The sequence below is a fragment of the Microbacterium flavum genome (genome assembly GCF_018717645.1).
GTDB classification, from domain to species: domain Bacteria; phylum Actinomycetota; class Actinomycetes; order Actinomycetales; family Microbacteriaceae; genus Microbacterium; species Microbacterium flavum.
Window position 1 is genome coordinate 81,406 of record NZ_JAFLHG010000010.1, and the last position, 26,356, is coordinate 107,761.

Below are 26,356 nucleotides of genomic sequence, written 5' to 3' on the forward strand. Positions count from 1 at the left end.
GCGCCTCTCAGGCGTTCGCGATGGCCGCGTCCGCGGCCCCGCGCGCCCATCGCTCAGCGCCGGCGAGTGAGGCGCGCGTGAGCTCCGCGGGCGGCGTGTGGGCGTCGACCACGCGGCGGACGGTGTCCAGGATGCCCAGGAATCCGAGGGCGCCCTCGTGGAAGGCATCCACCGCCTGCTCGTTGGCGGCGTTGAAGACGGCGGGATAGGTGCCACCCGCTCGCCCCACGTGCTTGGCGAGCTCGACGGCGGGGAAGGCCGCGGCGTCCAGCGGCTCGAAGGTCCACGCCTGCGCCGTGGTCCAGTCGAGCGGCGCGCCGACGCCGTCCACGCGGTGCGGCCAGTCCAGTCCGAGCGAGATCGGCAGGCGCATGTCGGGCGGGGATGCCTGAGCGATCGTCGAGCCGTCGATGAACTCGACCATCGAGTGCACGATCGACTGCGGGTGGACCGTCACCTCGATGCGGTCGTAGTCGACGCCGAACAGCAGGTGCGCCTCGATCACCTCGAGCCCCTTGTTGACGAGCGTCGCGGAGTTCGTCGTGACGACCCGCCCCATGTCCCACGTCGGGTGGGCGAGCGCTTGGCTCGGGGTGACCCCCGCCAGATCGGCGCGGGGCCGCCCGCGGAACGGGCCGCCGGACGCCGTCAGAACGAGTCGGCGCACTTCCGACGGCGCCCCCGCGCGCAGCGCCTGAGCGATCGCGGAGTGCTCGGAGTCCACGGGCACGATCTGCCCGGGTGCCGCGAGTGCCGTGACGAGCCCGCCGCCGACGATCAACGACTCCTTGTTGGCGAGCGCGAGCGTCCGCCCCGTCTCGAGCGCCGCGAGCGTCGGGCCGAGGCCGACGGAGCCGGTGATGCCGTTGAGCACGACGTCCGCCTCGGTGTCACGGACGAGCTGTTCGGCGGCATCCGCTCCCAGGGCCGTCGCTGCGGACGGAACGGAGAACTCGCGCGCCTGGGCGGCCAGGCCGTCGCGGTCGGAGCCCGCGGCGAGGCCCACGACCTCGAAGCGGTCGCGCCGCGTGCGGATGACGTCGAGGGCCTGGGTCCCGATCGAACCGGTGGAGCCGAGGATCAGGACGCGCCGCATGGGGTCAGCTTATCCGGCGCGTCCCGATCCTCAGGGGCGGGGTGGCCCAGGCTTCACGGGCCCGGGGCCACCGACCCCGCATCACTGCTTCGGCGTCACTGCCCCGGCGTCACTGGCCCTGCGACTGAGCCGGCGTCTTCTGCGCGCCGAGGATGTCGACGACGAAGACGAGGGTGTCGCCCTTGAGATCCTTGTCGTTGATCTCACCTTCGCCGTAGCCGTCCTTCGGCGGGATCACGACGAGAACCTGCGAGCCGACCGTCTGACCCTCGAGCGCCTTCTGGAAGCCTGCGACGACGCCGGTCGTGGTGAAGTTCGTGGGCACGCCGCCCTTGTCCCACGTCGAGTCGAACGTCTTGCCGTCGGACCAGCGGACTCCGGTGTACTGCACGAGGACGGTGTCGCCGCTCTGCACGGTGTACCCGTCGCCCTTCTTCAGGGTCTCCAGCGTCGTCTCCGTGGGCGCGTCGCCGCCGGGGAGCGTGATCGTCGGAGCACCGGAGTCGGCGAGCGCGACGGTCGGCAGGCCGTCGGTCGGCGTCTGCGGCTCGCCCCACGCGGCGGTCGGGACGGTCGAGAGGAGGTCGATGACGTACACCTGGCCGGCGGCGGACTGCGTCGCCGGGAAGGTGGCGACGACCCGCTCGCCGGGCGCTCCGCACCCGAAGATCTGCCCGAGGGGGCTGTCGGCCGACACCTGCTGCGGCAGCAGCTCGGCCGGGTTGTACCCGACCTCGCCGAGCTTCTCGCCCGTCTGCGCGTCGTACGCGGTCATGGCGTAGGACACGAAGTCGCCCGCCTTCAGCGGCGTGCCCGAGCCCTCGGTGATGACGGTCGACTGCAGCGCCGGAACCTCCAGCGGTGCGGTGAACGTGGCGGTGCCGGGGCTGCCGAAGTCACCCGAGACGGACACGGCCTTCGAGGCGTCGCCGGAGGCGGCGCGCGCGTCGCAGAGGTCGACGGCGGCGCTCGCGCTTCCGGATGCCGTCGGAGAGGCATCCCCACCCGAACCGGCGCAGCCGGCGAGGAGGAGCACCGACACGGCGGCGGCGGACAGGGCGACGATCGGGCGCAGGCGCACGGAGAACCTCACAGAGATGGATGTCAGGGGACGCCCCATCTTGTCGCACAATCTTCTGCTCCGGCTGAGAACGGCGCAGCTGCGCGTCTCCGCGCTGCGCCGTGCGAGAAGCGAGGCCTCGCCATGCGCGAAGAGGAATGGAATCGGGAGTACCCTCGACGGGTGGCAGAAGAGCAGGCGGGCGCACCGGACGCGCATCGACCCCCCGCCGCGCAGACCCAGGCCGAACCCGCACCCGTCGGCTTCACCTACTACGTCGGCCGCGGCATCCTGGTGCCCCTCGCGCGCCTCATCTATCGCCCGCGCATCGAGGGACGCGGGAACATTCCGCGGACCGGCAAGGTGATCTTCGCGAGCAACCACCTCTCGTTCATCGACTCGCTCGTCATCCCGATGTTCTCGCCGCGCCCGGTCTACTTCCTGGCCAAGTCGTCGTACTTCGACGGCACCGGCGTCAAGGGATGGCTGAGCCGCCACTTCTTCACCGCGATCGGCGCGACGCCCGTCGAGCGCGGCGCCGGGCAGGCGGCCCTCGATGCGCTCGACCAACAGCGGCGCATCCTTCACTCCGGCCGCGCGATCGCGCTCTACCCGGAGGGCACCCGCTCGCTCGACGGGCGCCTCTACAAGGGCCGGACGGGCGTCGCGTTCCTTGCGCTTGAAGAGAGTGCGCAGGTCGTCCCCGTCGGCATCATCGGCACCAACGAGGCGATGCCGGTCGGCGCCAAGTATCCCAAGCGCCATCCGCGCGTGATCGTCCGCTACGGCGAGCCCATCGACCTCTCTCACCTGGGCGCCGCGAACAGCGGCCGGGCCCGGCGCCTCGCGACCGACGAGATCATGGCGGCGATCCACGCCCTGTCCGGCCAGGAACTCGCCGGCACGTACAACGAATCACCCGCCTCGAACCCCGTCGAGCGGCTCAAGCAGGTCCTCCCGCACGAGCGCCGCTGACCGCGGCCACCCTGACCGCGCCGCCCCGGCCGCTCCGCCGCCGTGCCGGCCGCGTCGCCGCCGTGCTCGCCGCGCCGCCGCCGTGCTCGCCGCGCCGCCGCTGTGCTGGCTGTGTCGCCACGTCCGAAAAGGAGGCTCGATCGCCTCCCGGCAGGTCTTGCCGGTGGCCGACGGCGGATCGAGCCTGCCGACGGGACAGTCCCCGCGCGGCACACCGGCAACTCCCCGCTCACACAGGCGCGCATACGGCGGACTGTCCACAGACCCGGTCTCCACCCGTCTTCGGCCGCATGCCGATCGCGATGCTGTGGACATGTCCTACCGAGACACGAGGGATGCGCCGCACGTCCTCCGGACGCGCGACCTCACCGCCGCAGGCTGGCGACACCGCGACCTGCGCGCCGCGGTCGCGCAGGGCCGGCTCGTCCGCGCGCGACGCGGCGTGTACCTCCCTCCCGACACCGACGCCGACTGTCTCGCTGCGGCGGAGCTGCGCGGCCGCCTCGCGTGCGTGTCCGAGCTGCGGCGGCGCGGCGTCTTCGTCCTGGAGCCCGCGGCTCGCCACTTCCACGTCGCTCCTGACGCCGCACGGCTGCCGGCGTCCGCCGCTGGCGACCGGGTCCACCGCGAGCGGCTCCTCCGGATGCCGCATCCGCGGTCGATCAGCGTGGAGGTGCTCGACGCGGTCCGCCAGGCGGTTCGCTGCCAACCGCCGCGCGCCGCGATCGCGACGATCGATTCGGCCCTACACCTGGGCGTCCTCCCCCATCATGACCTCGCGGAGCTCTTCGAGAGCCTCCCACGCCGCTTCCGCCGACTGCGGCGCCTGCTGGATTCCCGGTCCGAGTCCGGCCCCGAGACCTTTCTGCGCCTCATCCTGCGCTCGATCGGATGCCGCGTCGAGATCCAGGTCCTCATCGGCGATGTCGGCCGAGTCGACTTCCTCGTGGACGGGTGGCTCATCATCGAATGCGACAGCGAGGCGCACCACTCGTCGTGGCTCGAGCAGAAGCGCGATCGCCGGCGCGACCAGCGCTCGGCGGCACTCGGCTACGCCACCTACCGCCCGATCGCGGAAGACATTCTGTGGCATGCGGATCGGGTACGCGCGGCCATCACCGGGCTGCTCGCCGGCCGCGCGGCGCGGCGGCGTCCGGCCGCGCGCTGAGCCGCGCCCGGATCGGTCGAGTCGAGTCGAGTCGCGCCGCGCGATCCTTGTCGCAAAAGCAGGGGGAACCCGAGCTCGCGGGGTCGCCAGGTGCCCTTGTGAGCGATCCGCCCTGCTTTCGGCACAGAAACTCGTCCGAACAGCCCCCGGCGAAGCCGAGCGGCGGCGAGGCCTCAGCCGGCGACGCTGACGGTCGCCTCGTGTCGCACGGGAAAGTTGACCGAGTTCGCGATGAAGCACCAGTCCCGTGCCTGCGCGTGCGCGGCCTCCGCGGCGGAGACCATCGATGCCTCGGCGACGACGACACGCGGATGCAGGGTCACCTCGCGGAACGCGCCGCCGCCCCTGCCGTCCTCGACCATCACCCCGGTCGCCTCGTCGGCGTACGAGACGACGACGACGCCCGCACCCACGCAGGCGTGCAGGTAGGAGAGGAGGTGGCACTCGGAGAGCGCGGCGAGGAGGAGGTCCTCGGGGTTCCATTTCGTGGCGTCGCCGCGAAATGGCTTGTCGGCGGATGCCGCGAGGGTCTGCTTGCCGTCGATCGCCAGGCTGACCGCGCGATCGTAGTCGCGGTAGCCGCTCGTTCCCGCCCCTCGGTTGCCGGTCCACTCGCTGCGGACGAGGTAATGGTGCTCACCGATCATGGGGCAAGTCTGCCAGCCGGCCGGCGGAGGCCCGCAGAGCGGGCCCCGGAACGTGAAGGCCCGCGCGGCGATAGGCTGTCTCGGTGCCCGAGACCATCTCCGTACCTGCATCCGTCGAGCTCGCCGTCGTGGAGCGCAGCGGATTCGTCGAATCTCGGCACGCCGGCGCCGCGATCGTGCTCGATCCCGAGGGCGTACCGCTGCTGTCCCTCGGTGACGTCGACACTCCCATCCTGCCGCGCTCGAGCATGAAGCCCATGCAGGCGCTCGGATCTCTGACGGCGGGCGCCGTGCTCGAGGGGGAGCGTCTCGCCCTCGCGACCGCGAGCCACTCCGGCACCGACCGCCACGTCGCCGTGGTGCGCGACATGCTCGACCAGGGCGGGCTGACCGAGTCCGACCTGGGTTGCCCCGCCGCGTGGCCCGGCGATACCGATACCCGCGATGAGATGGTGCGCGAGCTCGCGCAGCCACAGCGCCTCCGCATGAACTGCTCCGGCAAGCACGCCGCGATGCTCCTCGCATGCCGGGCCAGCGGCTGGGATACCGAGAGCTACCTCGACACCGCGCACCCCCTGCAGCTGCACATCCGCGAGGTGATCGAGCGCCTCACCGGAGCGAAGATCACGGTCACCGCGATCGACGGATGCGGGGCGCCGGTGCATGCGATGAGCCTGTCGGCCCTCGCCCGCGCCACCCACCGTATCGGCACCTCGTCCGAGCGGTCTCCCTTCGCCCTGCACCGCACCGCGGGTGCCCTCGTGCGCGCTGTCCGCGAGAACCCCTGGGCGATCGATGGACCCGGGCGGCCTGACACGATCGTCATCGAGCGACTGGGCGTGTTCGCGAAGGGCGGCGCCGAGGGCATCATGATCATGGTGGCGCCGAACGGCACGACTGTAGCCCTCAAGGTCCTGGACGGGTCGGGCCGAGCGGCGAGCGCCGTCGCGATCTCCCTGCTCGAGCGGGTCGGCGCCCTCGCGGCCGGCGACGTCGCGGGGACCCTGGCGCAGCTGCCGCTCACCGTCTCCGGCGGCGGACGCGATGTCGGCGTCATCCGCGCGACCGTCTGAACCCGGGCTCGCACCCTCATCCCTCCGGGAGACGTACCCGTCGCACCGCGACGCCGGGCTCGATCAGCCACGCGCGGCCCTTCCCCGGGGCGGCGAAAGGTGGGAGCTCACGCGACCCGGTGACGCCGCGGTACTCCGCGGCACAGGCGGCATCCACGACGAGCGTCCCGTGTTCGCGCACGTGGGCGAGCGCACCCCAGTGCGCGAGCCACGCCTCCGGGCTCCCGACGAATGCCCGCGCCGCGCGCGCACCATCGGCGCCAGCACCGACGTCGGGCGCTGGCCGCGCCGCATCAGCGAGGTCGACGATCTCGATGCCCTCCCGCGCGCACGCCGTCCTCACGAGCGCCGCGCGCGGTCCCGGCGCGAGCACGAATCCGATGATCCCGCGCGCCGATCCGAGCGCCACAGGCCGCGGACCCCAGAGCGGGGCGACCGAGAGTCGCACCGAATCGTCATCGTCCGGCATCGCGAACTGGACGAGAGTGCGCCCCCATCGCCCGCGCCCCGCGGGCGCATCGGGCACGAAGTCTCCGGACGCTCCCCCCGCAGCCACGTGGTCGGCGCGGGTGGCCATCGGGAGCATGACGCGCTGCGGAAGAAGCTCGAGCACGCGTCCCAGCGTTCCGCTCAGCCTGCTGACGGAGACCACGAGCGTGATGCCACGGCCGCGCGCTTCACGGCAGATCCGCTCCAGCGCGCCCAGCCACACGGCGCCGTGATCGGCACCGAATCGGGGGACGAGCGCGTCGGCGTCGTCGAAGAGCACGACCGTCCCGCGCGGCGCCTCGTCGAGGGCGTACACCGCATCCCAGGCGCCTTCCGGGTCCTCGGGGATCCACACCGGCGCGGCGGCCTGGCCCGCGACCGTGCGCAGCAGACTCGTCCGACCGCTCCCCGCTCCGCCGACGACGACGAGACCCGCCGCGTCTGCCGGGAGGGTGACGGCTGACTGGCGCTGATGCTCGGGCTCGTCCGAGATGCCGAGGACGATCGCCGCTGCGGGTGCCTCTGTCCTCGACCGCACGGCGCCCACCCCGATCCGTTCCGGCAGCGGCGGAAGCCACGGTCGGCGTGCGGGGGCGAGCGCGGATGCCGCGGCACGGACGGCGGCGATCGTCTCCGCACGGCACAGTGCCACGCGGATCCGTCGCGGCGCGCTGTCGGCGGCGCAGCGCAGCAGGGCGGATCCACGTGCGGCGGCCGTGCCCGGCAGATGCACGGCATCGTCCTGACCGATGATCGTGCGGGAGTCGCCGGCATCGGTCACCCGGAAGGCGATCCGCAGGGGCGCATTCGCGAGGACCCCGTCGCGGAACGCGCCGCCCACCCGCTGGGAGGCGAGAACGAGGTGCATGCCGAGCGCCCGGCCCCGGGCGGCGATGTCGCCGAACAGCTCGTGCAGCTCGGGCCGGGCCGTCACGAGCGCGGCGTACTCATCGACGACGATCACGAGGCGCGCGAGCGCGGCACCCGCGCCGTCGATGTCACGGGCCTGCGCATGCGCGAGGACGCGTTCCCGGTGGCGGACCTCGGCCCGCAGGCTTTCGACCGCACGCACCGCCCGCTCCTCGTCGAGGTCGGTGAGAACCCCGGTGACATGCGGCAGCCCGGCGAGCGCGTCGAACGTACGACCTCCCTTGAAGTCGACGAGGAGCAGCGCGAGCTCCTGCGGGGTGCGGGTGCGGCACATCGCGGTCATCCAGGTCGTGAGCAGCTCGCTCTTCCCCGAGCCGGTCACCCCGACGACGACGGCGTGCGGACCATCCGCGACGAGGTCCACGACCACCGGCGCTCCGGCGCTCATCCCGATCGCGGCGGCGAGACTCGCGCGGCCGCCGCCCTGCGGACTCAGGTCCTCGAGGCAGATGACGTCGTCGGGCCGGTGTCCGAGGCGCGTCGAACGTGCGGCGAGCGCGGCGGCGATCTCGTCCGCCTGCGCGCGGGAGACCGCCTCGACGGCCACCTCGCGCGACGACCCGGCATGATCGAGCCGGGCACGCCCGTGCGAGGTCAGTGTCAGGACCGCCGCGCACCGGGGTGGGGGCGGCGCCCCCTCGGCGATCCGGATCAGAGGAAGGTCCGCGTCCTCGGGGAGCGGCACCTCCCCCGTGCCGAGGAACACGACGGCGCCCCGCGTCGCCGCGCGGTGCGGAACCGCGGCCAGCTCTGCCGCCTCGCCGACGAGTCGCACGCTCCCCGGCGCCCGCGCGAGACACGTCTGCAGGGCGAGCGCCCGGAGGACGGCCGCGGCGGCGACCGGTGGTCCGCTGACGGCGACCCCCGCGGACATCGGAACGGTCATCGGAGCGTCATCGAGGACCCGCGCTCTGCGGCGGAGGTCCCGGGATGCGGGGTCGTGCGCCTCGCCCTCGACCCGGAGGTCACTGCCGCCGCTCCCCCGGCCGACCACGAGCACTTCGCTCCTCCCGGGCACCACGCGCCAGACCTCGTCGACGTCGACCGCATAGCCCGCGACATCCGGCGTCCGGCGCCAGGCGCGCCTCCGCTCCGCACCATGCCGCTCCTCGATCTCCTCATCGAGGGCTCTGATCGCCGCAGCGCTCTCACGTGAGGACCGCCGCTTCGCGCGCCGCGATGTGCGCAGCCCGTCGATGATCCCGGCGACGGCCATGAGGGGGCCGAGCGCCGCGAACCACAGCGCGAAGGTCGATCCCGTCACCCTCCAGAGGACGACCGCCCCCACGATCGGCACGATGGCCGCAGCGATGGGGATCGTCGGCCGGGGCGGCGCGGGTGGCGGTGCGGGCAGCCGCAGCGGCTCATCGAGCGGATCGTCCATGCGCCCAGTCAAGACCGCCGCGCCCGGCGACGGTCACCGCGGGGCGGATCGGTGGACGGCTCGCGTCAGGGTGCGGTTGTGGACGAGTCGTCGTCGCCCGCGGCATCCGCGTCGCCCGCGGCGTCCGCAGCCGCCGCGCCGTCCGCGCCTGCGCCCGTCCGGTGCGCGTTGATGACGATGATCGTGACGTTGTCGCGTCCGCCGTTCTCCAGCGCCGCCTCGAGCATGTCGTCCGCCGCTTCGGTGGGGTCGTCGTGCTGCAGAAGGAAGTGCAGGATGCCGTAGTCCGTGAGCTCCTTGGTGAGTCCGTCGCTGCAGATGACGAACCGGTCGCCGTCGACGACCTCCAGGCGCACGTAGTCGGGCAGGACACCGTCGGAGGGACCGATCGCGCGGGTGATGACGTTGCCGTACGGGTGGTTCTCGGCCTCTTCGGGGGTGAGGCGACCGGCGGAGATGAGCTCCTGCACCACGGAGTGGTCCGTCGTGACCTGCGCGAGGCCGCCGTCGCGGAAGAGGTAGACCCGCGAGTCGCCGACGTTCAGGGTCACCCACGTCGGCTCGTCGCCGGTGAGGTCGAGGTAGACGCCGGTGACCGTCGTTCCGGTGCCCTCGTCGGTCGTCTCGGGGTGAGAGGCGATGTCGCCCACCGCACGGGCGAGCGCCTTCTCGATCGTCTTCGGACCGACGTCGCCCTTCGCCGCGACGGCGCGCAGGCGATCGACGGTGCTGGCGCTGGCGATCTCTCCGCCGATGTGCCCACCCATGCCGTCCGCGACGATGAACAGGGGGAACTCCGCCATCATGGCATCCTGGTTCGCGTCGCGCCGGCGGCCGCGGTGCGTGATCGAGGACCACTGCAGCTCGAGCGCTCCGTCCGCGAGGGGGACGGTGCGCGACTGGGTCGCGGGTTCGGTCACGCTCACACTCTAGTGGACGCCTCGCCCGCCTCCTCGGCGGCGGGCTGGTCGAACTGCGCATTGTAGAGCCGCCAGTATGCCCCGCGGACGGCGAGGAGCTCGTCGTGGGTGCCCTGTTCGACGATCGCACCGGCCTCCATCACGAGAATGAGGTCGGCATCGCGGATCGTCGAGAGCCGATGCGCGATGACGAACGAGGTGCGGTCGCGACGGAGCCGCGACATCGCGCGCTGGATGAGCAGCTCGGTACGCGTGTCGACCGAGCTCGTGGCCTCGTCGAGGATGAGGATGCGCGGATCCGACAGGAAGGCGCGCGCGATCGTCACGAGCTGGCGCTCCCCCACCGACAGGTTCGTCGCCTCATCGTCGAGGACGGTGTCGTAGCCGTCCGGGAGCGCATGCACGAACCGGTCGACGTACGCCGCGGTCGCCGCCTCCACGATCTCCTCCTCGGTCGCCTCCGGGCGCCCGTACGCGATGTTCTCCCGGATCGTGCCGGCGAACAGCCACGTGTCCTGCAGGACCATCCCGGTCCGTCGGCGCAGGTCGTCGCGGGTCATGAGGCGGGTGTCGAGGCCGTCCAGCGAGATGACCCCGGCATCCACGTCGTAGAACCGCATGACGAGGTTGACGAGCGTCGTCTTCCCCGCTCCGGTCGGGCCGACGATCGCGACCGTGGACCCCGGGGCGGCGTGGAGGGAGAGGTCGTCGATGAGCGGAGTGTCCGGGGTGTAGCGGAACGCCACCTCGCGGAAGGAGAGGTCGGCGGCATCCGGCGGCACCGTCCGGGCCGGATCCGCGTCGGGGCTCTGCTCCTCTTCGTCGAGGAGCTCGAACACGCGCTCTGCGCTCGCCACTCCCGACTGCAGCAGGTTCGCCATCGAGCCGAGCTGGCTGAGCGGCTGCGTGAACTGGCGCGAGTACTGGATGAACGCCTGCACGTCGCCGATCGACATGAGGCCGCCCGCGACCTGCAGGCCGCCCACGACGGCGATCGCGACGTAGACGAGGTTCCCGATGAACATCATGGCGGGCATGATGATGCCCGAGAGGAACTGGGCGCCGAAACTCGCGCGGTACACCTCCGCGTTCTCCGCCGCGAAATCCTTCTCCACCTCGCGCTGGTGTCCGAAGACCTTGACGATGTTGTGGCCCGAGAAGGTCTCCTCGACGCGCGCGTTCAGGATGCCCGTCGCCTTCCACTGCGCGACGAAGAGCTTCTGCGAGCGCTTCGCCACCGTGACGGTGACGACGATCGTGAGCGGGATGGTGACGAGCGCGATCACGGCGAGAAGCGGGGAGATGAGGAACATCATCACGAGCACGCCGATAACCGTGAGGAGGGAGACCACGACCTGGGAGAGCGTCTGCTGCATCGTCTGCCCGATGTTGTCGACATCGTTGGTCACGCGGCTGAGCAGTTCGCCGCGCTGAACCCGATCGAAATAGGACAGCGGCAGACGGTGGATCTTGTCCTCGACCCGCATGCGCAGCCGGTTCATCGCGCGCTGCACGATCCCGTTGAGCAGCCGCGCCTGCAGCCATCCGAACAGGGCGGCGAACAGATAGACCCCGAGGACGGCGAGGATGACCATCCCCAGCCTCTCGAAGTCGATGCCGGCGCCCGGAACGAAGTCCATCGCCCCGAGCATGTCCGCCTGCTGCTGCTGGCCGCTCGCGACGAGCTGATCGACGACCTGCTGTTTCGTGGCGCCCGCCGGCACCTGCATCGAGATGAACCCCGCGAAGATGATGTTCGTGCCCTCGCCGAGGATCTTCGGCCCGGCCACGCTCAGCGCCACCGAGATCACCCCGAACAGCAGGACCAGGACGAGCAGCGGCGTGTCGACCCGGAGCGTGCCGAGCAGTCGCTTCGCGCTCGGCCCGAAGTTCTGCGCCTTCGCGCCCGGAGCCATTCCGCGCGCCGGGCCCCGCCCCATCGGGCCGTGCCCGCCGCTCATGCCGCCTCCTGAGCCGAGAGCTGCGAATCGACGATCTCGCGATACGTCTCCGAGCTCTTCAGGAGCTCCTCGTGGGTCCCGCGGCCGACCATCCGACCGTGCTCGAGCACGATGATCTGGTCTGCGTGCTGCACGGTCGACACCCGCTGGGCGACGATGATGCGGGTCTCCGCCGGCAGGTCCCGATCCAGCGCGCGCCGCAGGGCCGCATCCGTCTTCAGGTCGAGCGCCGAGAAGGAGTCGTCGAACACGAAGATCTCGGGCTGCTTGACGAGAGCCCGCGCGATCGCCAGGCGCTGCCGCTGTCCCCCGGACACGTTCGTTCCCCCCTGTGCGATCTGCGCGTCCAGGCTGCCCTCGAGCCCGCGGACGAACTCGGATGCCTGGGCGATGTCGAGAGCCCGCCACAGATCGGCGTCGGTCGCCTCGCGGTCGCCGTAGCGCAGGTTGGAGGCGACGGTGCCGGCGAACAGGAACGCGCGCTGGGGCACGAGCCCGATCCGCGCCCACAGCCGGTCGGGGTCCACGTCGCGGACATCCACGCCGTCGACGCGGACCACCCCCGCGGTGACGTCGAACAGGCGCGCGATGAGCCCGACGAGCGTCGTCTTGCCCGAGCCGGTCGACCCGATGATGGCGGTCGTCGTGCCGGGCTCGGCCGTGAAGGTGATGTCGTGGAGGACGGCGTCATCGGCGCCCGGGTAGGTGAAGGACACGTGGTCGAACTCCACGCGTCCGGGGCCCGCCGGCGCGTCCACACTTTGGAGCGGGGCCTGCACGGACGGTTCGGTCTCGAGCACCGCGCCGATCCGATCGGCGCAGACCGCGGCGCGCGGAATCATCACGAACATGAACGTCGCCATCATGACGCCCATCAGGATCTGCATGAGGTAGTTCAGGAACGCGAACAGGGTGCCGATCTGGACGCCGTGGTCCTGCACCTGACTCGCGCCGAACCAGATGACCGCGGCGGACGAGAGGTTCATGACGAGCATCACGACCGGGAACATCAGCGCCATGAGGTTGCCGGCGCGCAGCGCCGTCTCCATGACATCGCCGCTCGCGCGTCCGAACCGGTGCCGCTCCTCGTCCTCGCGGACGAAGGCGCGGATGACGCGGATGCCGGTGAGCTGCTCGCGCAGGATCTGATTGAGGCGGTCGATACGGGCCTGCATGCGGGTGAAGGCCGGCACCATCCGCACCACGATGAGCGATACCACGAGGAGCAGGACCGGGATCGCGACGAGCATGAGCCAGGACAGCCCGGCATCCTGGCGCACCGCCATGATGATGCCGCCGATCGCGAGCATGGGGGCGGAGACCATCACCGTCGCCGACATCTGGACGAGCATCTGCACCTGCTGCACGTCGTTCGTGTTGCGGGTGATCAGCGAGGGCGCGCCGAACTGGCCCACCTCCCGCTGGGAGAACGCCACCACCCGATGGAAGATGTCACCGCGCAGCCGGGCACCGAGGCCCATGGCGAGCCGCGAGCCGAAATAGACGGCGACGAGCGCGCACACGACCTGCACGAGGCTCACGGCGAGCATCGTCCCGCCGGTGCTCCAGATGTAGGGGATGTCCCCGCGGATGACCCCGGTGTCGATGATGTCCGCGTTGAGGGTCGGCAGCGCGAGCGAGGCGATCGACTGCCCGAGCTGGAACACGACCACCAGCGCGAGGAGCGGCCACGCAGGAGCGAGATAGCGTCCGAGGATCCTGCCGAGCATGCGCGCGCCTTCCCGCGCCGGGAGCGATCCGGGCGCGGATCGACGCTACGCCTGCGCGGGCGACCGGATCAAGTCGGTCACCGTCCGCCGTATCGGCGCGGCGCGTCAGATGCGGGGCGCGTCACCGTCCGGAGCGGGCGGGGCGGGCGGCGTGACCGGGGGCTGCGCCGCGGGCGGAGCAGGCGGCGTGACCGGGGGCTGCGCCGCGGGCGGAGCGGCCGGCGTGACCGGGGGCTGCGCCGCGGGCGGCGTGACCGGAGGCTGCCAGGCGGGCGGAGCGCTCTGCGGCGGCGCGGGCGGGGGCTGGTACCCGGGCGCCTGGCCGGGGTTCTGATACCCCGGAGCCTGATAGCCCGGCGCACCGTAGGGAGCGGCGTACCCCGGCGACTGCTGCGGGATGCCCTGCCACACGGTGCGATCGGCGAAGAATCCGTTCCCCGCCCACGGCGCGGGCGGGATGGCGGGGTTCCAGCGCGATCCGTCGAACGCGTTGATGCCCATCCAGACGATCGAGAGGAAGACGTAGAGGATGACCCAGGGGGTCTCCTTCTGCAGCTTGAGACCGACGCGCCATGCGGCCAGGGCCCCCACCGCGAGGGGAAGGAGCGAGACGATCGCGTTCAGCACGGGCACGGCGCCGAGAAGCGCGGCGGCCGCGATCGCGATCAGCATCACCCAGGGGCTGACGTCACCGAGCTTGGAGAACACGAGAAGGTTGTAGAACGGCACCCAGGCCCGCCAGCGGCCCTGCACCCCCGCCTTGTCGAAGATCTTCATCAGGAACCACGAGCCGATCACGTAACCCGCGATCGCCACGAGGAAGATGAAGAAGCCGAATGCCGCGACGAGCGCGAAGTATCCGCCGTCGCCGTATCCGTAATCGTCCATGATCAGCCTTTCCAGAAGGGATGTCCCGCGCACTGGCACCGACGATCAGGCGGTGTCCGACGGGATCCGATCCCGTTCGATCACATCGTAGAGCCGCGCGCCCTCTCCCAGCCAGAGGCGCCCGATTGCTCGCGTGTCGGGGCGCAGGGTCGCTAGCCTGGCGGCAGACATCCGCTGAGAGGACCCCCATGACCGATCCGTCGACGCCCGCTCCCCCGCCCCTCCCCGAGCGCCGCGCCGCCGACGTCGCCGCCTCCGCCGACGCCGCGGCGACGACGACGGGAGCCGAGGCGGGCGGTCAGGCCGGTCCGACCCCGGGCATCGCGGGCGTGGACGACACGGGGGTGCGCCGGCTCACGGGAGACATCGACGACATCGGCCGCGGGTTCCTGGCCGCCCTGTTCGACATCACGTTCACGCGCTTCATCACGCGGCGCCTCGCGAGCGTGTTCTTCCTGGTGGGCCTCATCGCCATCGGCATCGCGTTCGTCTCGGCGTTCGTCGGCGGGATCATCCACGGCATCGGGGCGCTCGGATGGAACCCGGGCGGCGGCATCGCCCTGATCCTCTCGACGGTGATCGTCGTGCCCGTGCTGGCGTTCTTCGCCGTGGTGCTGCTGCGCTTCGTCATCGAATCGGGCGTCGCGCTCGTCGCGATCGCGGAGAACACCGAGCGCACCGCGGAGAACACCCGCCGGGGCGGCGCCTGAGGCGCGCCCGGTTCAGACGACCAGGTCGAGTTCGCCCGGGGCCCCGGCACGGACATCGAGCCCCGCTCCCCTCGCCCAGGCGACGAGGGCGGCGGCGGTCCCGATGCGCGGGCGTTCCTCCGCGAGCCGCCGCACGAGCGCTCCCTTGGCGTGCTTGTTGAAGTGGTTGAGGGCGCGCATGGGCCCCTGCTCAGACTCTGTCACGACGCGCAGGTAGGCTCCGCGGATGCCGGGAGGCACCGGTCCGAGCGCGGCGTAGGCCTCCGAGCGCAGATCGAGGATGAACCCGGGCGCACGCTCCCCGAGTGCGGCGCCCGCCGCATCCGCCCAGACACGCCGGAGGGGCGGCACGCCGGGGAGGGGCGTTCCGGCGGCGAGGCGATAGGCGGGGATCGCGTCGAGCGAGCCCACCGGGCCGAACGGCGCCGACTGGATGAGGACGTGCGCGCCCAGCCAGCGCCGCGCGGTGGCGTCGAGCGTCGCGGCATCCAGCGCGTCGTACAGCACGCCGGTGTAGCGATCGACGGCGGGCATCGTCGGGGCGGTGCGCAGCACGGCGTTGTCGGCGATCTCGCCGCGCTGGCGCGCGGACAGCTTCAGCACCCGCGCCGCGACGTCCTCGTCGGCGCTGAGCGCGACGAGGGCATCGACGATCAGCTCGCGCTGGGGCGCGAGCTCGGGCAGCGCGAGCGCGCCGAGATCGAGCGGCCGGCGCCGCCCGCCGGCGCGCTTGGTCTCGCTCGGGGGCAACAGGATCAGCACGGACACCTCCGGGACAGCGAGAAACCACCCCGCGCGCTGCGGACCGCCGGAGCGGTCTGTCGCGCGTGAGGTGGTTCTCGGCGGGTCGGGTCAGGACTCGAGTGCGGCGTGGCCCGCGACGATGGTGAGCTCGTCACCCTCCATCGACAGGAAGCCGTCCTGGGCGCTCGCCACCACCTTGGAGCCGTCGGCCTGGGTGATGCGCACCTTGCCCTCGGCGAGGATCGCCAGCACGGGCTCGTGGCCGGTCATGAAGCCGATCTCGCCCTCGACGGTCTTCGCCACGACGAGGGATGCCTCGCCGTGCCAGACCTCCTCCTCCGCGGAGACGAGGGTGACGGTCAGCGCCATGTCAGCTGTTCTCCTTCTGGATCTTCGCCCACTTCTCCTCGACGTCGCCGATGCCGCCGACGTTGAAGAAGGCCTGCTCGGCGACGTGGTCGAAGTCGCCCTTGACGATCGCGTCGAACGATTCGATGGTCTCCTTGATCGGAACCGTGGAGCCCTCGACACCGGTGAACTTCTTCGCCATGTAGGTGTTCTGCGAGAGGAACTGCTGGATGCGACGGGCGCGCGAGACGACGATCTTGTCCTCTTCGGAGAGCTCGTCGACACCGAGGATCGCGATGATCTCCTGCAGCTCCTTGTTCTTCTGGAGGATCTGCTTCACGGCCGTGGCCACGCGGTAGTGGTCCTCACCGATGTAGCGGGGGTCCAGGATGCGGCTCGTCGAGGTCAGCGGGTCGATCGCCGGGTACAGACCCTTCGAGGCGATCTCACGGGAGAGCTCGGTGGTCGCGTCCAGGTGCGCGAACGTCGTGGCCGGGGCCGGGTCGGTGTAGTCGTCGGCGGGCACGTAGATCGCCTGCAGCGAGGTGATCGAGTGACCGCGCGTCGAGGTGATGCGCTCCTGGAGTACACCCATCTCGTCGGCGAGGTTCGGCTGGTAGCCCACCGCGGAGGGCATGCGGCCGAGAAGGGTCGACACCTCGGATCCGGCCTGCGTGAAGCGGAAGATGTTGTCGATGAACAGCAGCACGTCCTGCTTCTGCACGTCGCGGAAGTACTCCGCCATCGTCAGCGCCGACAGGGCCACGCGCAGGCGCGTTCCCGGCGGCTCGTCCATCTGACCGAAGACGAGCGCGGTCTTGTCGAAGACGCCCGCCTCCTCCATCTCGCCGATGAGGTCGTTGCCCTCACGCGTGCGCTCGCCGACGCCGGCGAACACGGACACACCACCGTGGTCCTGTGCAACGCGCTGGATCATCTCCTGGATGAGGACGGTCTTGCCGACCCCGGCACCGCCGAACAGGCCGATCTTGCCGCCCTGCACGTAGGGGGTGAGGAGGTCGATCGACTTGATGCCGGTCTCGAACATCTCCGTCTTCGACTCGAGCTGGTCGAAGTTCGGCGCCTGGCGGTGGATGCCCCAGCGCTCGGTGATCTCCACCTGCTCGCCGGGCTCGAGGTTGAGGATGTCGCCGGTGACGTTGAAGACCTTGCCCTTGGTGACATCGCCCACGGGGACGGTGATGGGGCCGCCAGTGTCGCGCACCTCCTGGCCGCGGACCATGCCGTCGGTGGGCTTGAGGGAGATGGCGCGGACGAGGTCGTCGCCGAGGTGCTGCGCGACCTCGAGCGTGATCTCCGTCGCCTCGTCGCCGATGGTGATGGTCGTCTTCAGAGCGTTGTAGATGTCCGGGATCGAGTCGTGCGGGAACTCGATGTCGACGACGGGCCCGGTGACGCGCGCGACGCGGCCGACGACCGTCGTGTCCGTCTTGTCTGCGGTGAGGCTCATGGCTTCTTCTCTTTCGTGTGGTCTGTCGTGCAGTCGGGCTTATTTGCCGGATGCCAGGGCGTCGGCGCCGCCGACGATCTCGGCGATCTGCTGAGTGATCTCGGCCTGACGCGCGTTGTTGCGCAGGCGGGTGTAGTCGGTGATGAGCTTGTCGGCGTTGTCGCTCGCGCTCTTCATCGCCTTCTGGGTCGCGGCGTGCTTGGCTGCCGAGGACTGCAGGAGCGCGTTGAACACGCGGCTCTGCACGTAGACCGGCAGCAGCGCATCGAGGACGACCTCGGGGCTCGGCTCGAACTCGTAGAGCGGGTACACCTGGCTGGGCCCGGCGCCTGCCGACTCCACGACCTCATCGGCTTCGACGACCTCGAGGGGCAGCAGACGCACGGTCTGCGGCTCCTGGGTCATCATGCTGACGAAGCGATTGAAGACGAGGTGGATCTCGTCGACGCCGCCCTCCTCCTCGCCGCCGCGGTCATAGGCGTCCAGAAGGGCGCCCGCGATCTGCTCCGCGGTGTTGAAGTGAGGGGTGTCGGTGTCGCCGATCCACTCCCCCGCCGCCGCCATGCGGCGGAACTGGAAATAGCCCACCGCCTTGCGTCCGACGAGGAAGTACTCGACGTCCTTGCCCTGCGAGCGCAGCAGCTCGCCGAGCTGCATGCCCTCGCGGAGGATCTGCGAGTTGAACGCGCCGGCGAGCCCGCGGTCCGAGGCGAAGATGACGACCGCCGAGCGGCGGATCGTCTCACGCTCGGTCGTGAGCGGGTGCTGGATGTTCGAGTGCGTGGCCACGGCGGAGACGGCCCGCGTCACGGCTCGCGCGAAGGGCGAGGAGGCGCGCACGCGCGCCATCGCCTTCTGGATGCGCGAAGCCGCGATGAGTTCCATCGCCTTCGTGATCTTCTTGGTCGTCTGAGCAGAAGAGATCTTCTGCTTGTAGACCCGGAGTTGTGCGCCCATGGATGTCCTGTATCAGAGGGGGATGCCCGGCCTCAGCCGCGGCGACCCTTGACGATCTGCTCCTGGTTGACGTCGTCCTCGAGAGCTGCGGAGACCTCTTCGTGACCCGGCTTGTTGATGGCCTGGCCCTTGCCGCCCTGGAACTCCAGGACGAAGGCGTCCGTGACCTTCTCGAGCTCAGCGGCGGTCGCGTCGTCGAGGACGTTCGTGTCGCGGAGCGTGTCGAGGATGGTCGTGTTGCGCTTGAGGTAGTCCAGGAGGTCCCGCTCGAAGCGGAGCACGTCCTCGACCGCGATCGTGTCGAGCTTGCCGTTCGTGCCGGCCCAGATCGAGACGACCTGCTCCTCGACGGGATACGGGTCGTACTGGGGCTGCTTGAGCAGCTCGGTCAGACGCGCGCCGCGCTCGAGCTGACGGCGCGAGGCCGCGTCGAGGTCGGAGGCGAACATCGCGAACGCCTCGAGCGAGCGGTACTGGGCGAGCTCGAGCTTGAGCGTTCCCGACACCTTCTTGATCGACTTGACCTGGGCGTCACCGCCGACGCGCGAGACCGAGATTCCCACGTCGACAGCCGGACGCTGGTTCGCGTTGAACAGGTCGGACTGGAGGAAGATCTGGCCGTCGGTGATCGAGATCACGTTGGTCGGGATGTAGGCCGACACGTCGTTGGCCTTCGTCTCGATGATCGGCAGACCCGTCATCGATCCGGCACCCAGCTCGTCGGAGAGCTTCGCGCAACGCTCCAGCAGACGCGAGTGCAGGTAGAAGACGTCGCCGGGGTACGCCTCGCGGCCCGGCGGGCGACGCAGCAGCAGCGACACGGCGCGGTAGGCCTCGGCCTGCTTGGACAGGTCGTCGAAGATGATCAGGACGTGCTTGCCGCCGTACATCCAGTGCTGGCCGATGGCCGAGCCGGTGTAGGGCGCGAGGTACTTGAAGCCGGCCGGGTCGGACGCGGGAGCGGCCACGATGGTCGTGTAGTCCATGGCGCCGGCATCCTCGAGCGCACCCTTGACGGCGGCGATCGTGGAGCCCTTCTGGCCGATCGCGACGTAGATGCAGCGGACCTGCTTCTCGACGTCGCCGGACTCCCAGTTGGCCTTCTGGTTGATGATCGTGTCGATCGCGATCGCCGTCTTGCCCGTCTGGCGGTCGCCGATGATGAGCTGGCGCTGGCCGCGGCCGACGGGGATCATGGCGTCGATCGCCTTGATGCCGGTCTGCATGGGCTCGTGCACGCTCTTACGCTGCATGACGCCGGGGGCCTGCAGTTCGAGTGCGCGGCGACCCTCGGTGGCGATCTCGCCGAGACCGTCGATCGGGTTGCCGAGCGGGTCGACGACGCGGCCGAGGTAGCCGTCGCCGACGGCGACCGAGAGCACCTCGCCGGTGCGCGTGACCTTCTGGCCCGCCTGGATGCCGGAGAAGTCGCCGAGCACGACGACACCGATCTCGGTCTCATCGAGGTTCAGCGCGAGACCCTCGACGCCGTTGTCGAACCGGACGAGCTCGTTCGCCATGACGCCGGGGAGACCCTCGACGTGCGCGATGCCGTCGGCCGCGTCGACGACCGTGCCGACCTCGGTCGCCGCGGCGCCCGAGGGCTCGTAGGCGGCGACGAAGTCTTTCAGCGCGTCACGGATGACGTCGGGGCTGATGGTGAGATCTGCCATGGTGTTCCTTCTGTTCTAGCCAGCGAGGCGCTGGCGCAAGTCGTTGATTCGGGAGGAGACGGTCGCGTCGATGGCGTCGTCTCCGATCTCCACCCGCACGCCGCCGAGGACGGTCGGGTCGACGACGACGTTCAGGGTGACGTCGCTGCCGTACTTCGCGCCGAGCGCAGCCGCGAGGCGGCCCTGCTGCGCGGCATCCAGTGCATTTGCCACGCGGACCGTCGCGACGGTCGAGCCGCGCTGGTCCGCCACGATCTTCAGCGCGCGACCGAGGAGCGAGCGCACACGCCGCTCGCGGGGCTGCTGCACGAGCTCCGAGACGATCAGCGTCGTCGCTTCGCTCGCGCGGCCGCTCAGCAGCGTCGAGACGAGGGCGCCCTTCGCGGACGCGTCGCCGAGACGGCTCCCGAGGGCGAGCTCGAGCTCCGCGTTGCCGCCGACCGCGCGGGAGAACTGGAACAGCTCCCCTTCGAGGTCCGTTCCCGTCGCCGCCATCGCCGCCGCGCGGATGGCGAGCTCCTCGATCCCGGAGACGAGGTCCTCCACGGAGGACCAGCGCTCGGCGGCCGCCGCAGCGAGAAGCTGGCGGGAGGTCTCACCGAAGCCGGCGAAGACCGTCCGCATGACCTGGGCACGCGCCGCGCCCGGCGCGCCCCATGAGGAGAGCGCGCCGCTCAGCTGCGCCGAGTCGGCGATCTCGCGCGCGGCCGTGAACAGCTCGCGGGCGACCTCGAGGTCGCTCACGTGGGCCGTCTTCAGCTCCGCGGTGGTCGTCGCCAGTGCGTGAGTGGTCGCGCTTCCCATTACTTCGCCTTCTCGAGGTCGGCGAGGAAGCGGTCCACGACGCCCTTGGCCTTGGCGTCGTCGGAGAGGGTCTCGCCGATGACACCGCCGGCCAGGTCGAGGGCGAGCGTGCCGACCTCGCTGCGCAGCGAGACGAGGGCCGACTGGCGCTCCGCCTCGATCTGCGAGTGGGCGCTGGCGGTGACGCGCGCGGCCTCGGTGGTCGCGGCATCCTTGGCCTCGGCGACGATCTTCTTGCCGTCCTCGCGGGCGGCGTCTCGGATCTCACCCGCCTCCTTGCGAGCCTCGGCGAGCTGCGCCGTGTACTCCTCGAGCGCGGCCTCGGCCTTGCGCTGGGCCTCGTCGGCCTTCGCGATGTTGCCCTCGATGGCCTCAGCCCGCTTGTCCAGCATGACCTTCATCTTGGGAAGAGCGACCTTCCAGACGACGATCAGGATGATGACGAAGCAGACCGCCGACCAGATGATGTCATACCACGCGGGGATGAGCGGGTTGGGCGCTCCCTCTTCCGCGGCGTACGCGACAAGACTGTGCATCCTGTCTCCTTAAGACTGGTGGGGGGCGATCAGAAGCCGAAGATGAAGGCGGTGGCGATGCCGATGAAGGCGAGCGCCTCGGTGAAGGCGATACCGATCCACATCAGCACCTGCAGGCGACCGGCCAGCTCGGGCTGACGGGCGACGCCCTCGATCGTCTTGCCGACGACGATGCCCACGCCGATGGCGGGGCCGATGGCCGCGAGGCCGTAGCCGACCGTCGCGATGGAGCCGGAGACATCGGCGAGAACCGTAGTTGCGTCCACGGGTTGTTTCCTTTCGGGGTTGGGTGGGAGAACCGGGAGGTTCGCCCGCTCAGTGCTCTTCTGCCACCGCGAGCTGGATGTAGACCGCGGTGAGGATGGTGAAGACGTAGGCCTGGAGGACGGCCACCAGGAGTTCGAACAGCGTGAAGACGAAGCCGAAGGCGAGCGAGCCCGCCGCGAGCGCCGACCACCAGCCGCCGAGGGTGAAGAGGAAGAACTGCGTGGCGGCGAAGAACAGGACGAGCAGGAGGTGCCCGACCATCATGTTCATGAGCAGTCGCAGGGTCAGCGTCACCGGGCGGATGATGAACGTCGAGATGAGCTCGATCGGCGTCACGATGATGTAGATCGGCCACGGCACGCCCGAGGGGAACAGCGCGTTCTTGAAGAAGTTCTTCGGGCTCTTCTTGATGCCGGCGTAGATGAACGTCACGTAGCTGACGAGTGCCAGCAGGAGCGGGACCGCGATGATCGCCGTCCCCGCCAGGTTCAGGAACGGGATGATGCCTGTCAGGTTGAAGAACAGGATCATGAAGAAGATCGTCGTGAGGATCGGGAGGAACCGCTGCCCGTCCTTCTTGCCCAGCAGGTCCTCGGCGATGCTGACCCGGACGAAGTCGAGCCCCATCTCGGTGATCGACTGGAAGCGACCCGGCACGATGCGCATGTTGCGCGTCCCGAGCCACAGGAAGAGCACGAGGGCCACGGTCGCCAGGATCTGGATCAGGTGGATGCGGGTGACCGGGATCCCCGCGATCGTGAACAGCACATCCGGGAAGAACTCATGGATCGAAGGCCCGTGGAACTCGCCGCCATCTTCAGCGGTCTTGGCGATCAGTGTCGCAGCGTGGGTAAACAGCGCAGACTCCAGCTTCGGGGCATCGGCATGGACCGAGGCGACGATGGTCGGTGAAAGTCGATGCGCACACAGTCCCCAGCGTTTTCACACCGCGGTCACGGGGCGCATGCACAGCCTATCAGGCGCGCGGCGCCGCTGCGTCCGCGGGAGGAGACTGGTTCCCCTCCTCCGGAGGCGCCGGCGGCATCGACGGGCGCCGGGCCTCTTCGATCACATCCGCGAGGGTGGGAAGGGTCACGTCCCCCACGTGCGGGACCCGCATCTTCAGCATGACGACGACGTCGATGACGAGCGATGCCACCACGCTGACGACGAGCGCGACAAAGAACACCGTGTTGTTCAGCCACGGCTGACCCCGCAGGACCAGCAGCACGACGATGAACAGGGCGAACTTGACGATCCATCCGCCCATCACGGCGCCGAAGAAGATCGGGACGTAGAGAGGATCGCCGTACCAGCGGTTCGCGACGAGAATCGTCCCCGCGGTGAGGCCGAGGAACACGGCGGCCAGGATGATCGCGACCAGCGCGCTCCACAGGCCCGAGGTGCCGCCGACGGCGAAGCCGATGGCAGCGCCGGCGACCGCGAGGATGCCGGTGATCGCCGCAGACCACAGCAGGGTCGTGCGGAACAGGCGGTCGCTCGACACCGCGCGGCGGGAGGTGGCGGCGGACGGATCGGGGGTCTCGGTCATGAGGTCCTCGGTTCAGGTGCGGATTCGGCGCCGGGTTCGGGCCCGGGCGCCGCGGTCGGGAGCAGGGCGGCGCGCGGCCGCGGAAGGAGGGTGACGGCGACGCACGCGGCGGCGCCGAGGACGAGGAACGCGACGCCCGGCCAGTAGTCGCCCGGCCAGTCCTGGGTCGTCCCGATGTACATCAGGAGGACGCCGGTCGACACGACGGCGGTCCACGCGTAGAAGATGAGGACGGCGGCGCGGTCGGAGTGGCCCATGTCGAGCATCCGGTGATGCAGGTGCTTGCGGTCCGGCGAGAACGGCGACTTGCCCTGGCCCATCCGACGGATCACGGCCATGCCGAAATCGAGGAGCGGCAGGAGGACCACCACCACCGGCAGGAGGATCGGGATGAAGGCGCCGAGCAGCTGCGAGCGGCCGAAGACGTCGTTGTCGCCGAGCAGGGCCGGGTCCAGGTTCCCGGTGAAGACGATGGCCGCGACCGCCATGAGCAGGCCGATGAGGAGCGCCCCGGAATCCCCCATGAAGAGCTTGGACGGGTTCCAGTTGAGCGGCAGGAACCCGAGGCACACCGCCACCAGGGCGACGGCGATGAAGGAGGCGAGGCTCGAGTAGGTCGAGGCGCCGGTGTCACGGGCGACGAGGTAGGTGTAGACGAAGAAGACCGCGTTGGCGATGAGCGCCACCCCGGCGACGAGTCCGTCGAGGCCGTCGATGAAGTTCACCGCGTTCATGACGATGACGATCGCCAGCACGGACAGGGCGAAGCTCACCCAGCTCGAGAACACGATCTGGCCGCCGAACGGGATCGCGAAGATCTGCACGCCGCCGAAGCCCACGACGATCCCCGCCGCGAGGAACTGCGCGCCCAGCTTGATCATCCAGTCGAGGTCCCAGAGGTCGTCGGCCACGCCGATGATGACGATGAGGGTCGCCGCACCGAGGATCGACCAGATGACGGCCGGGTCGTTCCAGATGATCGAGAAGTACGGAACCCGGGAGGAGAGCGCGAAGGCGGCGAGGATGCCGAGATACATGGCCACCCCGCCGATGCGGGGCTTCGGCGTCGTGTGCACGTCGCGCTCGCGGATCTCGGGGTGCAGCTTGAAACGCAGCCCCAGCCGCCACACGATCGCCGTGAAGCCCAGGGTGACGAGGGCCGTCACGACGACCGTGAAGACGTAGTACTTCACGCCGGGCCGTGATCGTGGTCGTGGTCGTCCTCGGGGTCGGGCTCGAGGTGCTCGCCGAGGATGCTGCGGAGCTGGTCGCGGCTGACGGCGCCGCTGCGGAGGACCCGCACCGGCCGCGCACCGCTCACGAGCCCGGTGGCGTCGATGATCGTCGAGGCCACGCCATCGCGGGACGGGCCGCCGTCGAGGTACACCGCGACGGTGTCGCCGAGCATCCTCGCCGCGTCGTCGACGTCGACGGCGGCGGAGCGCTTCGTGAGGTTCGCGCTCGAGACGGCGAGCGGTCCGCACTCCTCCAGAAGCTCCAGCGCGACGCGGTCCGCCGGCATCCGCACGGCGACGGTGCCGCCCGTGTCGCCGAGATCCCATGACAGCGACGGCTGCGCGGGCAGCACGATCGTGAGGCCGCCGGGCCAGAAGGCTTCGACGAGACGCTCGATCGGTTCGGGGACGTCGGCCACGAGCGCCCGCATCGTCGTCACGCCGGCCACGAGGACGGGCGGAGGCGACTGGCGGCCGCGGCCCTTCGCGGCGAGGAGCCGTGCGACCGCAGCGGCGTTGAACGCGTCGGCGGCCACCCCGTAGACGGTGTCGGTCGGCAGGACCACCAGCTCGCCGCGCGCGATCGCCTGACGCGCTTTGCGCATGCCGGGAAGCAGCTGCTCGGGATCGCGGCTGTCGAAGAGCTCGTACATATCCGTGCCAGTCTACGGCGAGGGCCGCTCCCGGTCAGGGACGAAGCGCGGTCGTGGCGCGCTCGCGCTGGGTGAGGTCGGGATGCGTGGCGGCGGCGCGCCACCCGGCGTCGGTGAGGAGGCCCCGGATGGCGGCCCCCTGCCACTCGCCGTGCTCGATGACGAGCGTCCCCCCGGGGCGCAGGAGCCGGAGCCCGACCTCGGAGAGCACGCGGACGACGTCGAGCCCGTCCGCTCCCCCGTACAGGGCGGACGGCGGGTCCCAGTGCTGCACCTCGGGGTCGCGCGGGATCGCCCCATCCGGGACGTAGGGCGGGTTGGAGACGAGCACCGAGACCGCGCCGTCGAGGTCGGGGAACGCCTGGGCGAGGTCGACGAAGGCGAGCCGCGCCTCGGGAGCGATCCGCGCGAAGTTCTCCTTCGCCCAGACGAACGCGTCGACCGCGTTCTCGGCGGCGTGCACACGGGCGTGCGGCACCTCCGTCTGCAGCGACAGGGCGATCGCACCCGACCCGGTGCCGAGGTCGACGGCGATCGGTGCGGCGTCGGGGACGGCGCGCAGCGCGTCGATCGCGAGCTGGGCGACCATCTCCGTCTCGGGTCGCGGGACGAACACGCCCGGTCCGACGCGGAGTTCGAGGTGGCGGAACGGCGCGGAGCCGGTCAGGTGCTGGAGGGGCTCGCGAGACGCGCGGCGGCGGACGAGCTGGGCGAACTCCGCCGCATCCCCGGAGAACGCCCCTCCGCGCAGGGCGACGGCGGCGAGCTCCCCCCGCGAAAGGCCCAGGACGTGGGCCGCGAGGAGCTCGGCATCCACGTCCGGCGTCGGGACGCCGGCGGAGGCGAGGACGGCGGCGGCGTCCGTCAGGACGGCGGCGAGCGGGAGATCGGGGGCCGGCGCCGCCTCGGTCGGGACGTCGGGTGCGGATGCCGCGGGTTCGTGCGCGATGTTCATGACTCGTGCCAGTTTACCGGTGCCCGCTCCCCGGCCCCGTGGCAAGCCCCCCGTGACGATTCGTCACATTCGGCCCCCGCGCCGGCCGGTCGCAATAGGCTTCTGGACAATCCTGGAACCCCACGAAAGG

The 26,356-nt window shown here is 70.6% G+C and carries 25 protein-coding genes; 4 read left to right on the forward strand and 21 right to left on the reverse strand.

Going from position 1 to position 26,356, the window contains the following annotated elements; all coding sequences use genetic code 11:
• Positions 1 to 7: 7 nt before the first annotated feature.
• Together J0P97_RS11475 and J0P97_RS11480 are read right to left on the reverse strand one after the other, a co-directional pair.
• Positions 8 to 1,096, reverse strand: coding sequence for a 1-deoxy-D-xylulose-5-phosphate reductoisomerase (locus J0P97_RS11475; protein WP_215487920.1), 1,089 nt, complete (start codon positions 1,094 to 1,096; stop codon positions 8 to 10).
• 109 nt (positions 1,097 to 1,205) lie between these two features.
• Entirely contained in the window at positions 1,206 to 2,189 is a 984-nt protein-coding gene (locus tag J0P97_RS11480; protein ID WP_308163548.1) for an FKBP-type peptidyl-prolyl cis-trans isomerase, read from the reverse strand.
• Between the two features lie 111 nt (positions 2,190 to 2,300).
• On the opposite strand from J0P97_RS11480, the gene J0P97_RS11485 reads away from it, so the two are divergent.
• Positions 2,301 to 3,131 carry a lysophospholipid acyltransferase family protein gene (locus J0P97_RS11485; RefSeq protein WP_215487921.1) on the forward strand — a complete coding sequence of 277 codons (831 nt, stop codon included), beginning with the start codon at positions 2,301 to 2,303 and terminating at the stop codon, positions 3,129 to 3,131.
• A gap of 313 nt (positions 3,132 to 3,444) precedes the next feature.
• Positions 3,445 to 4,299: a type IV toxin-antitoxin system AbiEi family antitoxin domain-containing protein gene (locus tag J0P97_RS11490; protein ID WP_215487922.1), complete on the forward strand. Its 855-nt coding sequence runs from the start codon at positions 3,445 to 3,447 to the stop codon at positions 4,297 to 4,299.
• 173 nt (positions 4,300 to 4,472) lie between these two features.
• Here J0P97_RS11490 and J0P97_RS11495 read toward each other — a convergent pair whose 3' ends face one another.
• Positions 4,473 to 4,946: an OsmC family protein gene (locus J0P97_RS11495; RefSeq protein ID WP_215487923.1), complete on the reverse strand. Its 474-nt coding sequence runs from the start codon at positions 4,944 to 4,946 to the stop codon at positions 4,473 to 4,475.
• Positions 4,947 to 5,029: 83 nt separating this feature from the next.
• Between J0P97_RS11495 and J0P97_RS11500 the strand changes: the two genes are divergently transcribed.
• The gene (locus J0P97_RS11500; protein ID WP_215487924.1) at positions 5,030 to 6,019 is read left to right on the forward strand and encodes an asparaginase; all 990 of its coding nucleotides are present in this window, start codon (positions 5,030 to 5,032) and stop codon (positions 6,017 to 6,019) included.
• Between the two features lie 16 nt (positions 6,020 to 6,035).
• Here the strand turns inward: J0P97_RS11500 and J0P97_RS11505 are convergent, their stop codons facing one another.
• The 5 genes from J0P97_RS11505 to J0P97_RS11525 all read right to left on the reverse strand — a co-directional run bounded on the left by J0P97_RS11505 (position 6,036) and on the right by J0P97_RS11525 (position 14,321).
• Positions 6,036 to 8,822, reverse strand: coding sequence for an FtsK/SpoIIIE domain-containing protein (locus J0P97_RS11505; protein WP_215487925.1), 2,787 nt, complete (start codon positions 8,820 to 8,822; stop codon positions 6,036 to 6,038).
• Positions 8,823 to 8,887: 65 nt separating this feature from the next.
• The gene (locus J0P97_RS11510; RefSeq protein ID WP_215487926.1) at positions 8,888 to 9,742 is read right to left on the reverse strand and encodes a PP2C family protein-serine/threonine phosphatase; all 855 of its coding nucleotides are present in this window, start codon (positions 9,740 to 9,742) and stop codon (positions 8,888 to 8,890) included.
• Between the two features lie 2 nt (positions 9,743 to 9,744).
• Positions 9,745 to 11,703 (reverse strand): ABC transporter ATP-binding protein, encoded by a 1,959-nt coding sequence (locus J0P97_RS11515; protein WP_246540300.1) that lies wholly within the window; start codon positions 11,701 to 11,703, stop codon positions 9,745 to 9,747.
• A complete protein-coding gene (locus J0P97_RS11520; protein WP_215487927.1) occupies positions 11,700 to 13,433 on the reverse strand; it encodes an ABC transporter ATP-binding protein in 1,734 nt (577 codons plus the stop codon). Before J0P97_RS11520 ends, J0P97_RS11515 begins: the two co-directional genes overlap by 4 nt.
• A gap of 105 nt (positions 13,434 to 13,538) precedes the next feature.
• The gene (locus J0P97_RS11525) at positions 13,539 to 14,321 is read right to left on the reverse strand and encodes a large exoprotein (protein WP_215487928.1); all 783 of its coding nucleotides are present in this window, start codon (positions 14,319 to 14,321) and stop codon (positions 13,539 to 13,541) included.
• Between the two features lie 188 nt (positions 14,322 to 14,509).
• Here J0P97_RS11525 and J0P97_RS11530 point away from each other — a divergent pair, with 188 nt between their 5' ends.
• Positions 14,510 to 15,031 (forward strand): DUF4282 domain-containing protein, encoded by a 522-nt coding sequence (locus tag J0P97_RS11530; RefSeq protein ID WP_215487929.1) that lies wholly within the window; start codon positions 14,510 to 14,512, stop codon positions 15,029 to 15,031.
• Between the two features lie 12 nt (positions 15,032 to 15,043).
• Here the strand turns inward: J0P97_RS11530 and J0P97_RS11535 are convergent, their stop codons facing one another.
• From J0P97_RS11535 to prmC, 13 genes are all read right to left on the reverse strand, one after another.
• Entirely contained in the window at positions 15,044 to 15,793 is a 750-nt protein-coding gene (locus J0P97_RS11535) for a YaaA family protein (RefSeq protein ID WP_215487930.1), read from the reverse strand.
• Positions 15,794 to 15,883: 90 nt separating this feature from the next.
• Positions 15,884 to 16,144: a F0F1 ATP synthase subunit epsilon gene (locus J0P97_RS11540; RefSeq protein ID WP_215487931.1), complete on the reverse strand. Its 261-nt coding sequence runs from the start codon at positions 16,142 to 16,144 to the stop codon at positions 15,884 to 15,886.
• A gap of 1 nt (position 16,145) precedes the next feature.
• Positions 16,146 to 17,594 carry a F0F1 ATP synthase subunit beta gene (atpD, locus tag J0P97_RS11545; RefSeq protein ID WP_215487932.1) on the reverse strand — a complete coding sequence of 483 codons (1,449 nt, stop codon included), beginning with the start codon at positions 17,592 to 17,594 and terminating at the stop codon, positions 16,146 to 16,148.
• Positions 17,595 to 17,633: 39 nt separating this feature from the next.
• On the reverse strand, positions 17,634 to 18,551 hold the full coding sequence (locus J0P97_RS11550; protein ID WP_215487933.1) for a F0F1 ATP synthase subunit gamma: 918 nt from the start codon (positions 18,549 to 18,551) through the stop codon (positions 17,634 to 17,636).
• 32 nt (positions 18,552 to 18,583) lie between these two features.
• The gene (gene atpA / locus J0P97_RS11555) at positions 18,584 to 20,224 is read right to left on the reverse strand and encodes a F0F1 ATP synthase subunit alpha (protein ID WP_215487934.1); all 1,641 of its coding nucleotides are present in this window, start codon (positions 20,222 to 20,224) and stop codon (positions 18,584 to 18,586) included.
• Between the two features lie 15 nt (positions 20,225 to 20,239).
• The gene (locus J0P97_RS11560) at positions 20,240 to 21,028 is read right to left on the reverse strand and encodes a F0F1 ATP synthase subunit delta (RefSeq protein ID WP_215487935.1); all 789 of its coding nucleotides are present in this window, start codon (positions 21,026 to 21,028) and stop codon (positions 20,240 to 20,242) included.
• Positions 21,028 to 21,564 (reverse strand): F0F1 ATP synthase subunit B, encoded by a 537-nt coding sequence (locus tag J0P97_RS11565; RefSeq protein WP_215487936.1) that lies wholly within the window; start codon positions 21,562 to 21,564, stop codon positions 21,028 to 21,030. Before J0P97_RS11565 ends, J0P97_RS11560 begins: the two co-directional genes overlap by 1 nt.
• Positions 21,565 to 21,593: 29 nt before the next feature.
• Entirely contained in the window at positions 21,594 to 21,830 is a 237-nt protein-coding gene (gene atpE, locus J0P97_RS11570) for an ATP synthase F0 subunit C (RefSeq protein ID WP_215487937.1), read from the reverse strand.
• 49 nt (positions 21,831 to 21,879) lie between these two features.
• Entirely contained in the window at positions 21,880 to 22,689 is an 810-nt protein-coding gene (gene atpB / locus J0P97_RS11575) for a F0F1 ATP synthase subunit A (RefSeq protein WP_246540319.1), read from the reverse strand.
• Between the two features lie 118 nt (positions 22,690 to 22,807).
• Positions 22,808 to 23,383 (reverse strand): Cg1360 family ATP-synthase-associated protein, encoded by a 576-nt coding sequence (locus J0P97_RS11580; protein WP_215487938.1) that lies wholly within the window; start codon positions 23,381 to 23,383, stop codon positions 22,808 to 22,810.
• Entirely contained in the window at positions 23,380 to 24,576 is a 1,197-nt protein-coding gene (locus tag J0P97_RS11585) for an MraY family glycosyltransferase (protein WP_215487939.1), read from the reverse strand. Before J0P97_RS11585 ends, J0P97_RS11580 begins: the two co-directional genes overlap by 4 nt.
• A complete protein-coding gene (locus J0P97_RS11590) occupies positions 24,573 to 25,271 on the reverse strand; it encodes an L-threonylcarbamoyladenylate synthase (protein WP_215487940.1) in 699 nt (232 codons plus the stop codon). Before J0P97_RS11590 ends, J0P97_RS11585 begins: the two co-directional genes overlap by 4 nt.
• 34 nt (positions 25,272 to 25,305) lie before the next feature.
• Complete coding sequence (gene prmC, locus J0P97_RS11595) at positions 25,306 to 26,226, reverse strand: peptide chain release factor N(5)-glutamine methyltransferase (protein WP_215487941.1); 921 nt, start codon at positions 26,224 to 26,226, stop codon at positions 25,306 to 25,308.
• Positions 26,227 to 26,356: the final 130 nt, after the last annotated feature.

Excerpts from the sequence above, each read along its gene's own strand:
- J0P97_RS11475 (WP_215487920.1), bottom strand. The coding sequence starts at position 1,096 with ATGCGGCGCGTCCTGATCCTCGGCTCCACCGGTTCGATCGGGACCCAG.
- J0P97_RS11485 (WP_215487921.1), top strand. The coding sequence starts at position 2,301 with ATGCGCGAAGAGGAATGGAATCGGGAGTACCCTCGACGGGTGGCAGAA.
- J0P97_RS11490 (WP_215487922.1), top strand. The coding sequence starts at position 3,445 with ATGTCCTACCGAGACACGAGGGATGCGCCGCACGTCCTCCGGACGCGC.
- J0P97_RS11495 (WP_215487923.1), bottom strand. The coding sequence starts at position 4,946 with ATGATCGGTGAGCACCATTACCTCGTCCGCAGCGAGTGGACCGGCAAC.
- J0P97_RS11505 (WP_215487925.1), bottom strand. The coding sequence starts at position 8,822 with ATGGACGATCCGCTCGATGAGCCGCTGCGGCTGCCCGCACCGCCACCC.
- J0P97_RS11515 (WP_246540300.1), bottom strand. The coding sequence starts at position 11,703 with ATGAGCGGCGGGCACGGCCCGATGGGGCGGGGCCCGGCGCGCGGAATG.
- J0P97_RS11520 (WP_215487927.1), bottom strand. The coding sequence starts at position 13,433 with ATGCTCGGCAGGATCCTCGGACGCTATCTCGCTCCTGCGTGGCCGCTC.
- J0P97_RS11525 (WP_215487928.1), bottom strand. The coding sequence starts at position 14,321 with ATGGACGATTACGGATACGGCGACGGCGGATACTTCGCGCTCGTCGCG.
- J0P97_RS11530 (WP_215487929.1), top strand. The coding sequence starts at position 14,510 with ATGACCGATCCGTCGACGCCCGCTCCCCCGCCCCTCCCCGAGCGCCGC.
- J0P97_RS11540 (WP_215487931.1), bottom strand. The coding sequence starts at position 16,144 with ATGGCGCTGACCGTCACCCTCGTCTCCGCGGAGGAGGAGGTCTGGCAC.
- atpD (WP_215487932.1), bottom strand. The coding sequence starts at position 17,594 with ATGAGCCTCACCGCAGACAAGACGGACACGACGGTCGTCGGCCGCGTC.
- J0P97_RS11550 (WP_215487933.1), bottom strand. The coding sequence starts at position 18,551 with ATGGGCGCACAACTCCGGGTCTACAAGCAGAAGATCTCTTCTGCTCAG.
- atpA (WP_215487934.1), bottom strand. The coding sequence starts at position 20,224 with ATGGCAGATCTCACCATCAGCCCCGACGTCATCCGTGACGCGCTGAAA.
- J0P97_RS11560 (WP_215487935.1), bottom strand. The coding sequence starts at position 21,028 with ATGGGAAGCGCGACCACTCACGCACTGGCGACGACCACCGCGGAGCTG.
- J0P97_RS11565 (WP_215487936.1), bottom strand. The coding sequence starts at position 21,564 with ATGCACAGTCTTGTCGCGTACGCCGCGGAAGAGGGAGCGCCCAACCCG.
- J0P97_RS11580 (WP_215487938.1), bottom strand. The coding sequence starts at position 23,383 with ATGACCGAGACCCCCGATCCGTCCGCCGCCACCTCCCGCCGCGCGGTG.
- J0P97_RS11590 (WP_215487940.1), bottom strand. The coding sequence starts at position 25,271 with ATGTACGAGCTCTTCGACAGCCGCGATCCCGAGCAGCTGCTTCCCGGC.
- prmC (WP_215487941.1), bottom strand. The coding sequence starts at position 26,226 with ATGAACATCGCGCACGAACCCGCGGCATCCGCACCCGACGTCCCGACC.